This window comes from Billgrantia endophytica (assembly GCF_002879615.1).
Lineage (GTDB): Bacteria > Pseudomonadota > Gammaproteobacteria > Pseudomonadales > Halomonadaceae > Halomonas > Halomonas endophytica.
Map to the genome: position 1 here is coordinate 1 of NZ_PNRF01000004.1, position 13,701 is coordinate 13,701.

Genomic DNA, 13,701 nt, shown 5'->3' on the forward strand with positions numbered 1-13,701 from the left:
GCTTGTCGAGATCGACGTCGAAGGGCCCAAGGCCGGCGAGGTGCTGGTTCGTATCGCGGCCACCAGCGTCTGCCACACCGACGCCTTCACGCTCTCCGGCGCCGACCCGGAGGGGCTGTTCCCCTCCGTGCTCGGCCACGAGGGCGCCGGCATCGTCGAGGAAGTCGGCCCCGGCGTCACCAGCCTCAAGCCCGGCGACCACGTCATTCCGCTCTATACCGCCGAGTGCGGGCAGTGCAAGTTCTGCCGCTCGGGCAAGACCAACCTGTGCCAGGCGGTGCGCGCCACCCAGGGCCAGGGGCTGATGCCGGATGGCACCTCGCGTTTCTCGCTGGAAGGCAAGCCGCTGCACCACTACATGGGCTGCTCCACCTTCAGCGAATACACCGTGCTGCCCGAGGTGTCGCTGGCGGTGGTCTCGCCGGAGGCCCCGCTGGACAAGATCTGCCTGCTCGGCTGTGGCGTCACCACCGGCATCGGCGCGGTACTCAACACCGCCAAGGTGGAGCCTGGCTCCACCGCGCGGTGTTCGGCCTGGGCGCCATCGGCCTGGCGGTGATCCAGGGCGCGCTGATGGCCAAGGCCAGCCGCATCATCGCCATCGACGTCAACCCGGACAAGTTCGAGCTGGCCCGCCAGTTCGGCGCCACCGACGTCGTCAATCCCCGGGAGCACTCGGACCCGATCCAGCAGGTGATCGTCGACCTCACCGATGGAGGCGTGGACTACTCCTTCGAGTGCATCGGCAACGTCAACGTGATGCGCGCGGCGCTGGAGTGCTGCCACAAGGGCTGGGGCGAGTCGGTGATCATCGGCGTGGCGGGGGCCGGCGAAGAGATCTCGACGCGGCCGTTCCAGCTGGTGACGGGCCGGGTGTGGCGTGGCTCGGCGTTCGGCGGCGTGAAGGGCCGGAGCGAGCTGCCGGGCTATGTGGAGCGCTACATGAACGGCGAGATCAAGATCGACGAGTTCATCACCCACGACATGCCGTTCGAGACGATCAACGAGGCCTTCGACCTGCTGCATGCCGGAAAGAGCATCCGTACGGTGCTGCACTATTGAGCGCTGTCCGGTGACCTGGCACCGGGGTTCAAGGCAGTAACGGCTTCGAACCTCGGATAGAAACAGGCACTATTGAAGGCTGTAACCGGGACGAGCGCTCGACTCCGGGTGCTCATGACGGCGGGAAGCATGACAGGCTGAAGGAGCAAAGCCCTATGACCATGACCGAGAAGCTCGAGATGGTGTCGGCTAACAAGAGTTTCGGTGGCTGGCACAAGCGTTATCGACATTACTCTCGTGCGCTTGATTGCGAGATGGTGTTTGCCATCTATTTGCCTCCCCAGGCCGAGACCGAGCGGGTGCCGCTATTGTGGTGGCTTTCCGGACTGACCTGTACCGACGAGAACTTCATGCAGAAGGCGGGCGCTCATCGGGTGGCGGCGGAGCTGGGCATGGCCATCCTCTGCCCCGATACCAGCCCGCGGGGTACCGACCTGCCCGGTGAACACGACAGCTATGATCTGGGCTCCGGTGCCGGTTTCTATGTCAACGCGTCCCGCGAGCCGTGGAAGAAGCACTATCGCATGTACGACTACGTGACCGAGGAACTGCCTTCGGTCGTGCGACAGCACTTCCCGGTCAATGGCCGCGAGTCGATCAGCGGTCACTCCATGGGCGGCCATGGGGCGCTGACCATGTCGTTACGCCGGCCGGGGCATTACCGCTCGGTGTCGGCGTTTGCTCCGATCGTCAATCCCAGTCAATGTCCGTGGGGGCGCAAGGCGTTCAAGGCGTATCTGGGCGATGATGCAGGAACCTGGACCCAGTACGATACCTGCGAGCTGGTGGCCAAGGGCGCCTCCAGGCAGCCCCTGTTCATCGATCAGGGCGAATCGGATGACTTCCTGGAGGAGCAGCTCAAGCCCGAGCGGCTAGAGGCGGTGTGTGCCGAGCATGATCACCCCCTGACGCTGCGTCGTCAGCCGGGGTATGATCACAGCTATTACTTCATCGCCAGCTTTATCGAGGACCACCTCCGCTACCATGCCGAGTACTTATTCAAACACGGATGAACCAACGCCGACGGGCGTGGCATGATTCGCGCATTACTGCTTCGAGCACTACGTTGGGCGGCCCTGGTCGGGGCCGCCTTCGTCGTGCTGTCGGTGGTACTGGTGCTGTTGATGCGCCAGGTTCCGGCTTATGGCTCCATGGTGATGCTGGAGCGCAAGGTGGAGGCCTGGCTGGGTGGAGAGACGCTACCGCTGCAGCATCAGTGGCGTTCCTGGAACGAGTTGTCCAGTCACGCCAAGCTGGCGGTGATAGCGGCCGAGGATCAGCGCTTCCCCGAGCACCGAGGCTTCGATGTGGCCGAGATGCGCAGGGCCTGGGAGGCCAGCCGCAGCGGAGGTCGCCTGCGAGGCGCCAGTACCATCAGCCAGCAGACCGCCAAGAACCTGTTCCTCTGGACCGGGCGCAGCTGGGTCCGCAAGGTACTCGAAGCCTGGTTTACCCTGCTGATCGAGACCTTGTGGCCCAAGGAAAGAATCCTCGAGGTCTATCTCAACATCGCCGAATGGGATCACGGTGTCTTTGGCCTGGAAGCCGCTGCCCAGCACTATTTCGGCGTGTCGGCCAGTCAGGTGAATGAAGTGCAGGCCAGCCGTCTCGCGGCCATTCTGCCCAACCCGCGTGCCTGGGATGCGGCACGTCCGGGGCCACAAACGGAGCGTCGCAGTCAATGGATCCGTCAGCAGATGCGAAACCTGGGGGGGACGGGTTACCTGGAAAGACTGGCCGCCAACTGACGGATCGTGACGTCACGCTTTCTGCGCCGCCTTGCCGCGCACGGCGAGCACGACACCGACAATGGTAATGACCATGCCCACGAGGCCCGCCAGCGGCAGGCGTTCGTCGAAGAGCCACCAGGCCTGCAGCGCCGTGACGGGGGGCACCAGGTAGAAGAGGCTGGCTACCCGTGATGCCTCGCCACGCCGGATCAATGCCATCAGCAGCAGGATGGCGGCTATCGATAGCACCAGGACCAGCCAGGCCATGGTCAAGACGAAGGTGGGTGTCCAGTCGATGTGGCGTTCTTCCAGCAGAAGGGCGCCTATCCCCAGCAGGATACCGGCCGCCATGTATTGGACCACGGTGCCCGAGAGCAACGGCATGCCGGTACAGAATCGCTTCTGATACAGGGTGCCCAGCGTGATCCCCGCCAGGGCGGCCATGATGCTGGCCAAGGCACCGAGTCCAAAGCCCTGGAAGAGATCCTTGCCCGGATCGAGCTTGCTACCCAGGACCAGGATGATGCCGGCCAGTCCCAACAACAGCCCTAGCCACTGAACGGTCGTGATCCTTTCGCCCAGGAATGGACTGGCCAGCGTGGCGGTCAGCAGTGGCTGCAGGCCCACCAGCAGTGCCGCCAAGCCGGCCGGCATGCCCAGGTGGATACCGTAAAAGACCCCTCCCAGATAGGCGCCGTGTACCAGCATGCCGGAAACCCCGATATGCCCCCACAGGCGGGCGCCTCGTGGCCAGCCCCCTTTGAACAGCTTTACCAGGGGCACCAGCAGCATGAGGGTCAACACGAAACGCATGAACAGGAAGGTAAACGGCTCGGCATGGGGCAGGCCGAACTTGGCGCCGATGAAGCCGGTACTCCAAAGGGCCACGAAAAGCACCGGCATGCCGGCCAACAACATGGCGTCGAGCCGGGAAGGGGCGAGAGCGGTCATTGACAGGCTGTATCCATAGTTGGAAAGTGGTTGACGATACGGTGTCCTGAGGCGGGGCAAATGCTAGCACGTTAAGTATTTGCAGGATGAATGATGTTTCATTCCGTTACATGAAAATTCTGAACCCTTGGTTCTCAGCCGCGTCTCAGTCCCACATACAACGCAACACACCCAACGCAATATGTTTTGGAGGTATTCATGCAACGGATGACTGCACTGTTTTCGGCCGCTCTGCTCACCGCGGGTCTGATGACCGCTCAGGCACATGCCCAACAGGATCCCGCTCAAGATCCGGCAGCCGGTCAGCAACAGCCGCAAGCAGACGCACCGGCTCAGGATTTTTCTGATGATCAGCTGCAGCAGTTTGCTGATGCGTCTCAGGATATCGCCGTAATCTCCCAGGAGTACACCGAGCGTTTGCATGCGGCGGAAGACGAGCAGACCCAACAGGAAGTGCGCATGGAAGCCAACGACAGGATGGTCGAAGTGGTCGAGGACAGCGGTCTCGATGTGGATACCTTCAATGCCATTGGTCATGCCATCCAGCAGGATCCTGAACTGATGCAGCGCGTGCAGGAGATGGCCGAGCAGTCCTGAGCCGGCTTTCATCGCAGCGTGCATGACAAAAGGTCACCTTCGGGTGGCCTTTTTGCGCATCTGGAGGTCGTGTTCAGAGCTTTACAGCGCTAGAGGAGGCTTACACACTGAGCGTAACCATTGGCAGCGACGACAGCGGGGCGATACATGGAAGTGGAACTGCTGGAAATACGACAACACATGGGCCGCTTCCCCCCCTTCGATGGCTTGTCGGACGATTTGCTCGACGACATTGCCAGCCAGGTCGAGGTGGGCTACTTCAAGACTGGCACCGATATCCTGACTCTCGATCAGGAGCTGCATGAGCTCTGCTATATCCGTAGCGGCGCCGTAGAGGTCTATCGTCGCAATGGCGATCTCTACAACCGGCTGGGAGAGGGGGATATCTTCGGCCACTTCAGTCTGCTGCGGAATCATCGTGTGCGCTTCCCGGCCCGGGCCCTGGAAGATACCCTCATCTATTTCATTCCCGAGCCGGCTTTCCATCATCTCTGCGATACCGATGAGCACTTTGCCGACTTCGTCGAATTGGGCCGTCCTCGCATGGAAGCTGCCGTGGAGCAGCACAAGAAAGCCAACGACATGATGATCACCCGGGTGCGCAAGCTGCTGACGCGCTACCCGGTCATGGTCGAAGCCACGACGACGGTACAGGAAGCAGCACGCCAGATAGGTGAGGCCCAGGCCTCGGCGGTGCTGGTCCTGGACGCCCCGGGCGACAACCCACGCTATACGTTTACCGATAGCGAAGACCGTCCCTGGCAGGTCTGCGGTATCTTGACCGACAGCGATTTTCGTACCCGTGTCGTGGCCGAGGGGCTTTCTCCCGATACCCCTGTCGGCGAACTGATCGGCAATCGGCTGATCACGATCCAGTCCGACGAATCGGTACATGAGGCCATGCTGTGCATGCTCCGCAACAATGTGCATCACTTGCCGGTACTCCATCGTCGTCGGCCGGTCGGTATCGTGCATCTCTCCGACATCATCCGCTATGAGACCCATAGCAGCCTGTATCTGGTCAGCAATATCTTCAATCAGTCGAGTGCGGCGGGGCTGGCCAAGCTGGCTCCCGACGTGCGGGCCGCGTTCGTGCGCATGGTAGGGGAGGGGGCAAATTCCCAGATGGCGGGAAGTGCCCTGTCAACGATCGGACGAAGCTTCACGCGGCGTCTACTGGAACTGGCGGAGCAGGAGCTGGGGCCGCCGCCAGTCCCCTACTGTTTCATGGTCAATGGCTCCATGGCTCGCAACGAGCAGACCATCGTCACCGACCAGGACAATGCATTGATACTGTCCGACGATTTCGATGCCAAGTATCACGATGCTTATTTCCTGGCGTTGGCGGAGCGGGTCAGCGACGGCCTTGCGGCCTGCGGCTACACCTATTGCAAAGGGGATGTGATGGCCACCAACAGCCAATGGCGACAGCCCCTCTCGGTGTGGAAGCACTACTTCAGCGACTGGATCGACAACCCGACGCCGGAACGCCTCCTGCATAGCTCGATCTTCTTCGACCTGGACAGCACCTACGGTGAGGAAGCCTATGTGGAACAGCTGCAGGACCTGGTGGCGCAGAAGGCACCGGCGAGCCCTCTTTTTCTGGCTGCCATGGCACGAAACGCCTTGAACCGCACGCCGCCGCTGGGGTTTTTCCGTACGTTCGTCATGGAAAAGGATGGCAAGCAAAATAACACCATCAACTTGAAGCGCCGTGGGACGGCTCCCCTGGTCGACCTCATTCGAGTTCATGCGCTGGCGTGCGGTTCCCGCGCCCAGAACAGCTTCGAGAGACTCGATGATATCGGACAGACTCAACTGTTGGCGCCAGGCGTTGGCGAGAAGTTGCGCTATGCCATGGAGCTGCTCTCCATGGCGCGAATTCGCCACCAGATCATCGATATCCAGCAGGAGCGAACGCCGGATAACGATATCGAACCGGAAAACGTGGAAGACAGTGAACGACACCACCTCAAGGATGCCTTCCAGGTGCTGAGCAACGCCCAGAAATTCCTCAAGTACCGCTATCCGATACCGGCCCGAGCGGGCCGTTCCCGCTGATCATGCTGCCCCGTCACCTGTTGCCACGTTCCAGCGCCGCCGACTGGCCGACATACCTAGAACATCGTGCCGCCGAGGCGCGCCAGCCGGAATTGGCACGATTCTTTACAGCGGGTTGTCCTGAGCCCGATACACCCATCGCCGAGGCACCATTGGTAGCGCTGGACCTGGAAACCACCGGGCTCGATGTGCGTCGTCACGCGATTGTCAGCATCGGTCTGGTGCCGTTCACCTTGCGTCGTATCCGGCTGGCCGAGCGGCGCTACTGGGTGGTTCGACCCAGCCGGCCGCTGTCCACCCAGTCCATCACGATGCATCGCATCACCCATTCTGAGATAGCCGAGGCTCCGGATCTGGCGGAGGTGCTTCCCGAACTGCTCGACGCCCTGGCTGGGCGCCTGGTGGTCGTCCATTTTCGCCACATCGAGCGGCCTTTCCTGAATGAGGCGATCAAGGCTCGCCTGGGGGAAGGGCTGCGCTTCCCGGTAATCGATACCATGTCGCTGGAAGCTCGCCGGCATAGGCTGTCGACCTGGGCACGCTTTCGTCGCTGGATGAGGCGACCGCCCGTCTCGATTCGTTTGAATGACAGCCGTGGTCGCTATGGACTGCCGGCGTACCAGGGACACCATGCCTTGCTCGATGCGCTGGCCACCGCCGAGTTGCTCCAGGCACAGATCGCGACCCACTACCTGCCGCAGACACCGGTTGGTGAGCTCTGGAGCTAGGCAAGGGATAGCCGACCCTGCGTGCTATGGGAGAGAGGTAGACACATGGCCGGTCGGGTCGGTCCGTGTCGTATTAGAGCCAGAGAGCGGCGAAGGCATCGCCATCCACCGGGCGTCCGTAGTGGTAGCCCTGTACGCCGGTGCACCCCAGGTCACGTAGTGCTTCGGCCTGCCCAGCCGCTTCGACGCCTTCGGCGATGGTATCCATGCCTAGCGTTTTCGCTATGGCGATGATCGTGGCGACGATGGCATGGTCGTGGCTGCTCTTGAGCATATCCTGAACGAAGGACATGTCGATCTTCAGCGTATCAGCGGCAAAGCGCTTGAGGTAAGTCAACGAGGAGTAACCCGTACCGAAATCATCGATTGCCAACCCGAAGCCGGCATCGCTCAGGGCCTGGGTAATGCTGACGGTCTGTTCGGGATTACGCATCAGACCGCTCTCGGTGAGTTCCAGGCCGAGCCTCCCAGGGGGGACACGGGTAGCGAGCCGAAGGACATGCTCGGCCAGCCCGGGGTCGTCCATCTGCTGTGCCGATACATTGACACATAGCCGCCCCGGAAATGGTTTCCCTTGAGCGTCCCAGTGATGCAGCTGGCTACAAGCGGCATCCAGTACCCAGTCACCCAGTTGGCGTATCAGGCCCTGCTCTTCGGCCAGGGGGATGAAGATCGCGGGACTGACCTGGCCCAGAACCTCATCGTGCCAGCGACACAGTGCTTCCGCCCCGATAAGACGCCCACTCGCCAGGCTGAATTGAGGCTGGAAATGAAGGGAGAGCTGCCCATGATTCAGTGTGTCACTGAATCGCACCTGCAGTCTCTCTCGCTGACGCAGTTCATCCGCCATAAGGGCATTGAAGAAGCAGGTTCGGCTATCGGCACGCTTGGCATGGTTAAGCGCGATACTGGCATGTTGAAAGAGGGATCGAGGGTTTTCGGCATCACGGGGAAACAGGGCGGCGCCAACGCTGGCAGCCATGGTAAAGCTACGGTCGGCGATCTGGACGGGAGGAGAAAGGCTGTTGCGATAACGCTCTATGGCATGTGCCATGGCCACCGGGTCTGTCCGTGTGAGCAGGACCATGAACTCATCACTCCCCAGTCGTGCAACGAATTCCCCCGACGCGGCTTGAGCACCAAGGCGACCGGCTATGTCGAATAACAGGCGATCTCCCAGTTCGTGGCCCTGAGTATCGTTTATCTGCCTGAAGCGCTGCAAATCGAAATAGAGCAGGCCAAGGCTATGGCCTTGCAGGCGAGCCAGCCCACAAGCCTCTTCAAGGCGCTCCGTGAAATAGCGACGGTTCGGCAGACCCGTCACGCTATCCCAGTAGATAAGCTGTTCGATGCGATGGTCTCTGCTGCGTCGCATCTCTTCCTCCATGCGGCGAGCCATTTCGGCTCCCGCCTGAGCCGCCGCAATGCGTAGTACTTCCGGTGCGTAGTCGCTCTGGGTGAGCGGGCGATTACACAGCACCGCGAGAAGACCCACCAGTTGGCCGTCCGGCGCGTGCAGCGGGACGCCCAGATAGCTTTCTGCGCCAACTTCCTTGAGCAGGTTGTCTTCCGGAAATCGCTGGGTGACGCTATCGGCGTAGTCGCAGACTTGGTCGTTCAATACGTGTTCGCAGGGAGTGCCGGCCAGTGGGTAGACCACGGGTGGTTGAAGGGCCCCACGTGACCAGAAGGCGATGGTCTGGATAGAGGCGCCGTCGGCCAGTACCTTTCCGATCAGTACGTGGTCCCCATCCAGGATAGTCGCGACCCGCTCGACCAAGTGATCGAATGCATGAGGGGTGCCGGCTTTACCCAAGGCATCGGCAAGCAGGCGGAAAGCATCTTCGGGGGCCATCATGGGCGAAGGGCGGCTCCTTTATCATATTTATTGTGCGGCTTTCAGAAATATGCCCGAAGCGTTAATGGGTTGCCAGTCTCTTATCGCCTTATGTCGATGGGCTTGTCGAAAGGCCTTGGTACGGGCCGGCACGAACGGGAGTCGGTGTTGCCGGAATGGAAAAGGCGGCCTGCTGGCCGCCTTTGTCGTAGCGATCCAGGCCTACGCCCTTGGCTCACTCATCAAGGCCTTGATGATGGTATAGCAGCCCGCCAGCAGCACCAGCGTGAAGGGCAGGCCGGTGGAAACCGCCATGGCCTGCAGGGCGACCAGGCCGCCGCCCAATAGCAGGGCGATGGCGATCACGCCCTCGATGATGGCCCAGAACACGCGCTGTGGCTTGGGTGCGTCGACCTTGCCCCCGGCCGTGATGGTATCGATCACCAGCGAGCCGGAATCCGATGACGTGATGAAGAACACCACCACCAGCACGATACCGATGAACGAGGTGATGGCCGCCAGCGGTAGCTCACCGAGCATCACGAACAGCTGCAGCTCGAGTGCTGCATCGCGAACCCCCTCGAAGTCGGCGCTGACCAACTGGTCGACGGCAGTTCCGCCAAAGGCAGTCATCCACAGCACCGAGACGAGCGAGGGCAACAGCAGCACGGCTGTCAGGAACTCGCGCACGCTGCGTCCACGGCTGATCCGGGCGATGAACATGCCCACGAAGGGTGACCAGGAGATCCACCAGGCCCAATAGAAGGCGGTCCAACCCTGGGTGAAGTTGGCATCCTCGCGTCCGAAGGGGTTCGACAGGGCGGGCAGATTGACCACATAGGCGCCCAGGTTCTGGAAGAAGCCGGTCAAGATCATCACGGTCGGGCCGACCAGGATGACGAACAGCAGCAGCAGTATGGCCAGGACCATGTTGATTTCGGAGAGACGCCTTACCCCTTTGTCGACGCCGGCTATGATCGACAAGGTGGCGATGGCGGTAATGCCCAGGATCAGCAGGACCATGGTGGTATCGGTCTCTGGTATGCCGAACAGGTGGCTGAGCCCTGCCGAGGCCTGGGAGGCCCCCAGGCCCAGAGAGGTCGCCAGGCCGAAGAGAGTGGCAAAGACGGCCAGGATATCGATGACATGGCCAGGCCAGCCCCAGATCCGCTCACCCAGAATCGGGTAGAAGATCGAGCGCATGGTCAGTGGCAGGCCCTTGTTGAAGGAAAAGATTGCCAGTGCCAGCGCCACCACGGCGTAGATGGCCCAGGGGTGCAGCCCCCAATGATAAATGGTGGCGGCCATGCCAAGGCTGGTGGCGGCGGCCGGGTCGTTCAATGCGCCGCCGAGCGGAGCCCAGTCGGTGCGAACTCCATTTTCGGTGGCGGTCCCGTCCATTGCGGCGCTGAAATGCGACATGGGCTCCGAGACGCCATAGAACATCAGGCCGATGCCCATGCCGGCGGCGAACAGCATGGAGAACCAGCCCATGTAGCTGAAGTCCGGTTTGGCATGCATGCCGCCGATGCGGACCTTGCCCAGTGGCGAGACGATAAGGCCCAGGCACAGCAGCACGAAGATGTTGCCCGACAGCAGGAAGAACCAGGCCAGGTTGCCGGTCAGCCAATCACGCAAGGCATTGAAGAGTGGTTCCACTTCATCCTGGAGGGAGAGAGTCAGTACCACGAAGAATACAATGACCAGAGCAGAGATGATAAACACCTTGCCGTGCAGGTCGATGCTGAAGCCGAACCTGTCCGTGGCCATATTGTCCTGGCCAATGACATAGTCGGTATCGATCAGGTTCGCCGGCCCTTCCGGGGCTCGCACGCCTTCCGAAGGCTTGTCCGCCTCCTTTGCGCGCTCATCGTGAGAAGGCTTGTTCACGTCGCGTTCTCCCATTGAATGACATCAGGTTGCGGTTATTGGTGTTGGGCCCATGAGGCCCGCTAACGTGGTGCTTTGGACAAGTATTGTACAGGCACCCGGTATTCTTTTCGAATCGACTCAACGCAGGTTGGAAAACCCTACCTTGTCAGGCGGTTGGCATGGCTCCCCTGGAGCCAGTCGGGAGCCGTGCCGGGCGCTATTAGTCGATTTTTCCCACGATTGTCCAGCGTGTCTTCAACGGTGATTGGACCCTGTGGGGATTGCGGTAGCGACGTGTAACGGACTAGTGTCGACAGTAACGTACGATAACAAGACCAGATGGCCGGACGGTAGCGGGGCTATGGAATCCGTTGGAAGCTGGCCATTAGCGGGAACCCTGAATGATTGAGAGTCCTGAATTAGACACAGACGTTAGGGAAGCAACGGATGTGGGTGAGTGCTTTGCCCGCTTCGTGAATGTCCAGAAGAGCTACGACGGTATCGAACTGGTGGTGAAGGGGTTCAACCTGGAAATCCAGCGAGGCGAGTTCGTGACTCTATTGGGCCCTTCCGGCTCGGGAAAGACCACCTGCCTGATGATGATGGCGGGTTTCGAAACCCCGACCCATGGGGAAATTCTCCTCAAGGGCGAGCCCATCAGCGGCCTGCCACCCCACAAGCGTGGCATCGGCATGGTTTTCCAGAACTATGCGCTCTTTCCTCACATGACGGTGGCGGAGAACCTGGCGTTTCCGCTGGAAGTGCGCCACCTCTCCAGGGCGGAGATCAAGCAGAAGGTGGCGCGAGCTCTGGCCATGGTGCGCCTCGAAGAATTTGGTGATCGTCGTCCAGCCCAGCTCTCCGGTGGCCAGCAGCAGCGTGTTGCACTGGCCCGTGCTCTGGTCTTCGAGCCCGAGTTGGTGTTGATGGATGAACCACTGGGCGCCTTGGACAAGAATCTGCGCGAAGAGATGCAGTATGAGATCAAGCGGATCCATGACAGTCTCGGCGTGACCATGATCTACGTGACCCATGACCAGACCGAAGCCCTGACCATGTCGGACCGCATTGCCGTGTTCAACGACGGTGTCGTCCAACAGCTGGCGACGCCCGAAACCCTCTATGAAGAGCCCGATAACGCCTTCGTGGCCTACTTCATCGGCGAGAACAACCGTCTTCATGGCGAGGTCACCGAATATATCGGGGATCAGTGCCAGGTACGTCTCGATGGCGGTGAGACGGTACTGGCCAAGGCAGTGGCAGCCGGCGGCATAGGGGCGAGAACGACCCTCTCGCTGCGGCCCGAGAGGGTCAGTATCGTCCTGGATGATACGGTCCTCTTCGACAACTGCTTCGAAGGCGAGGTGAAGGAGGTGATCTATCTCGGTGATCACCTGCGTACCCGGCTAGCCGTTTGCGGTAACGATGAGTTCATTCTCAAGACGCCCAATGCGAAGGGGCACCCGTCCCTCAGGCCTGGGCAGACCATCAAGGTTGGCTGGTCCAGCAAGGACTGCCGGGCCCTGGATGCCTGAACCGACATCAAGCGAGCCGATACCAGGGTAGTGGTACTGCACGGGTTATGGGTTTTCCTACCGTAATCGAGGCGATGCCCACCAGAATGAATTTCCATTGGCGGGTATCGCGATAGCGGTCCGTCGGCCATGAAAGGGGCTGGCAGGCAAGAGCTGGTAAGCAACAACAATTGGAGAAGCGACATGAAACAGCAGGGATATCACAAGCGCGCGGCGCGCCGCACCTTGGCTCTGGCCGTGGCAGGGGCCTCCATGGTCGGTTTGTCCAGCGTGGCGCAGGCTCAGCAAACGCTCAATATCGTCTCCTGGGGTGGCGCCTACAGCATGAGCCAGGAGAAGGCCTATCATGAGCCCTGGTCGGAGAAGACCGGCGACGAAATCGTCAATATCGATCGCAGTGCCAATGCCCTGGCCGGACTGCGGGCCCAATCTCAGGCAGGCAACGTCACTTGGGACCTGGTCGACATGCTGCCGGCGGATGCCATGATCGCCTGCGCCGAAGGCCTGGTCGAGCCGCTGGATCATGACGAGCTGCTGGCAGAGGCACCAGACGGCACTCCGGCAAGCGAAGACTTCGTCGAAGGTGCGCTTGGTGAGTGTTTCGTGGCCTCGATCGTCTACTCCAATATCGTCGCCTTCAATAGCGAGATGTTCCCTGAAGACAACCAGCCCAGCACCATCGAGGATGTCTTCGATCTCGAGAATTATCCCGGCCAGCGTGCCCTGATGCGCCGCCCCATCAACAACCTGGAGTGGGCGTTGATCGCCGATGGCGTGGATCGGGATGACGTATACGATATGCTCGAGACCGAAGAGGGCATTCAGCGCGCCTTCGCCAAGCTCGATACCATCAAGGACAACGTGATCTGGTGGGAAGAGGGCGCCCAGCCCCCGCAACTGCTGGCCGACAAGGAGGTTGCCTTCGCATCGGCCTATAACGGCCGTATCTTCGATGCCATGGTCACGGAAGACCAGCCGTTCGAAATCATCTGGGACGCCCAGGTATTCGAACTGGATGGCTGGGTGGTGCCAACCGGCAAGCTCGACAAGGTGCGTGACTATCTCTACTTCGCCACCGACACCCAGCGGCTCGCCGATCAGGCACAGTACATTTCCTACGGTCCGGCACGCATGTCATCGTCCGATATGGTTTCGACTCATGCCGAAGCCGGCATCGACATGATGCCGCACATGCCGACCTATGAGCCCAACTTCGCCACTGCTATCCAGAAAGATGATGAATTCTGGGCGGACTACAGTGATGAACTGAGCCAGCGTTTCGATGCCTGGCTGGCCCAATAAGCCAGCCGCCGCCACTCGAGCGATTC

At 60.8% G+C, this 13,701-nt stretch carries 10 protein-coding genes and 1 pseudogene; 8 read left to right on the forward strand and 3 right to left on the reverse strand.

Annotated features, from left to right (window positions below):
• The 3 genes and pseudogenes from C1H69_RS01305 to mtgA form a co-directional block, all read left to right on the forward strand.
• Positions 1-1,062: pseudogene (locus C1H69_RS01305) on the forward strand (S-(hydroxymethyl)glutathione dehydrogenase/class III alcohol dehydrogenase); the annotation flags it as partial.
• A 155-nt stretch (positions 1,063-1,217) separates the two neighbouring features.
• A complete protein-coding gene (gene fghA, locus C1H69_RS01310) occupies positions 1,218-2,075 on the forward strand; it encodes an S-formylglutathione hydrolase (RefSeq protein ID WP_102651620.1) in 858 nt (285 codons plus the stop codon).
• A 21-nt stretch (positions 2,076-2,096) separates the two neighbouring features.
• A complete protein-coding gene (gene mtgA, locus C1H69_RS01315; RefSeq protein ID WP_102651621.1) occupies positions 2,097-2,810 on the forward strand; it encodes a monofunctional biosynthetic peptidoglycan transglycosylase in 714 nt (237 codons plus the stop codon).
• A 12-nt stretch (positions 2,811-2,822) separates the two neighbouring features.
• Here the strand turns inward: mtgA and C1H69_RS01320 are convergent, their stop codons facing one another.
• Positions 2,823-3,743: a DMT family transporter gene (locus C1H69_RS01320; RefSeq protein WP_102651622.1), complete on the reverse strand. Its 921-nt coding sequence runs from the start codon at positions 3,741-3,743 to the stop codon at positions 2,823-2,825.
• Between the two features lie 198 nt (positions 3,744-3,941).
• Here C1H69_RS01320 and C1H69_RS01325 point away from each other — a divergent pair, with 198 nt between their 5' ends.
• The 3 genes from C1H69_RS01325 to C1H69_RS01335 all read left to right on the forward strand — a co-directional run bounded on the left by C1H69_RS01325 (position 3,942) and on the right by C1H69_RS01335 (position 7,129).
• The gene (locus tag C1H69_RS01325; protein WP_102651623.1) at positions 3,942-4,340 is read left to right on the forward strand and encodes a DUF4168 domain-containing protein; all 399 of its coding nucleotides are present in this window, start codon (positions 3,942-3,944) and stop codon (positions 4,338-4,340) included.
• A gap of 147 nt (positions 4,341-4,487) precedes the next feature.
• A complete protein-coding gene (locus C1H69_RS01330; RefSeq protein WP_102651624.1) occupies positions 4,488-6,401 on the forward strand; it encodes a DUF294 nucleotidyltransferase-like domain-containing protein in 1,914 nt (637 codons plus the stop codon).
• Between the two features lie 2 nt (positions 6,402-6,403).
• Entirely contained in the window at positions 6,404-7,129 is a 726-nt protein-coding gene (locus tag C1H69_RS01335) for a 3'-5' exonuclease (RefSeq protein ID WP_102651625.1), read from the forward strand.
• Positions 7,130-7,202: 73 nt separating this feature from the next.
• Here the strand turns inward: C1H69_RS01335 and C1H69_RS01340 are convergent, their stop codons facing one another.
• Positions 7,203-8,987 (reverse strand): sensor domain-containing phosphodiesterase, encoded by a 1,785-nt coding sequence (locus tag C1H69_RS01340; protein ID WP_102651626.1) that lies wholly within the window; start codon positions 8,985-8,987, stop codon positions 7,203-7,205.
• 201 nt (positions 8,988-9,188) lie between these two features.
• Positions 9,189-10,856, reverse strand: a complete 1,668-nt coding sequence (locus C1H69_RS01345; RefSeq protein ID WP_422666871.1) for a BCCT family transporter — start codon at positions 10,854-10,856, stop codon at positions 9,189-9,191.
• 383 nt (positions 10,857-11,239) lie between these two features.
• On the opposite strand from C1H69_RS01345, the gene C1H69_RS01350 reads away from it, so the two are divergent.
• Both C1H69_RS01350 and C1H69_RS01355 read left to right on the forward strand, forming a co-directional pair.
• Entirely contained in the window at positions 11,240-12,373 is a 1,134-nt protein-coding gene (locus tag C1H69_RS01350; RefSeq protein WP_102651628.1) for an ABC transporter ATP-binding protein, read from the forward strand.
• A gap of 183 nt (positions 12,374-12,556) precedes the next feature.
• The gene (locus C1H69_RS01355; RefSeq protein ID WP_102651629.1) at positions 12,557-13,675 is read left to right on the forward strand and encodes an extracellular solute-binding protein; all 1,119 of its coding nucleotides are present in this window, start codon (positions 12,557-12,559) and stop codon (positions 13,673-13,675) included.
• Positions 13,676-13,701 lie beyond the last annotated feature (26 nt).

Bases quoted from the DNA above. Each gene is read 5' to 3' on its own strand.
- fghA (WP_102651620.1), top strand. From the start codon at position 1,218: ATGACCATGACCGAGAAGCTCGAGATGGTGTCGGCTAACAAGAGTTTC.
- mtgA (WP_102651621.1), top strand. From the start codon at position 2,097: ATGATTCGCGCATTACTGCTTCGAGCACTACGTTGGGCGGCCCTGGTC.
- C1H69_RS01320 (WP_102651622.1), bottom strand. From the start codon at position 3,743: ATGACCGCTCTCGCCCCTTCCCGGCTCGACGCCATGTTGTTGGCCGGC.
- C1H69_RS01325 (WP_102651623.1), top strand. From the start codon at position 3,942: ATGCAACGGATGACTGCACTGTTTTCGGCCGCTCTGCTCACCGCGGGT.
- C1H69_RS01330 (WP_102651624.1), top strand. From the start codon at position 4,488: ATGGAAGTGGAACTGCTGGAAATACGACAACACATGGGCCGCTTCCCC.
- C1H69_RS01335 (WP_102651625.1), top strand. From the start codon at position 6,404: ATGCTGCCCCGTCACCTGTTGCCACGTTCCAGCGCCGCCGACTGGCCG.
- C1H69_RS01340 (WP_102651626.1), bottom strand. From the start codon at position 8,987: ATGATGGCCCCCGAAGATGCTTTCCGCCTGCTTGCCGATGCCTTGGGT.
- C1H69_RS01350 (WP_102651628.1), top strand. From the start codon at position 11,240: ATGATTGAGAGTCCTGAATTAGACACAGACGTTAGGGAAGCAACGGAT.
- C1H69_RS01355 (WP_102651629.1), top strand. From the start codon at position 12,557: ATGAAACAGCAGGGATATCACAAGCGCGCGGCGCGCCGCACCTTGGCT.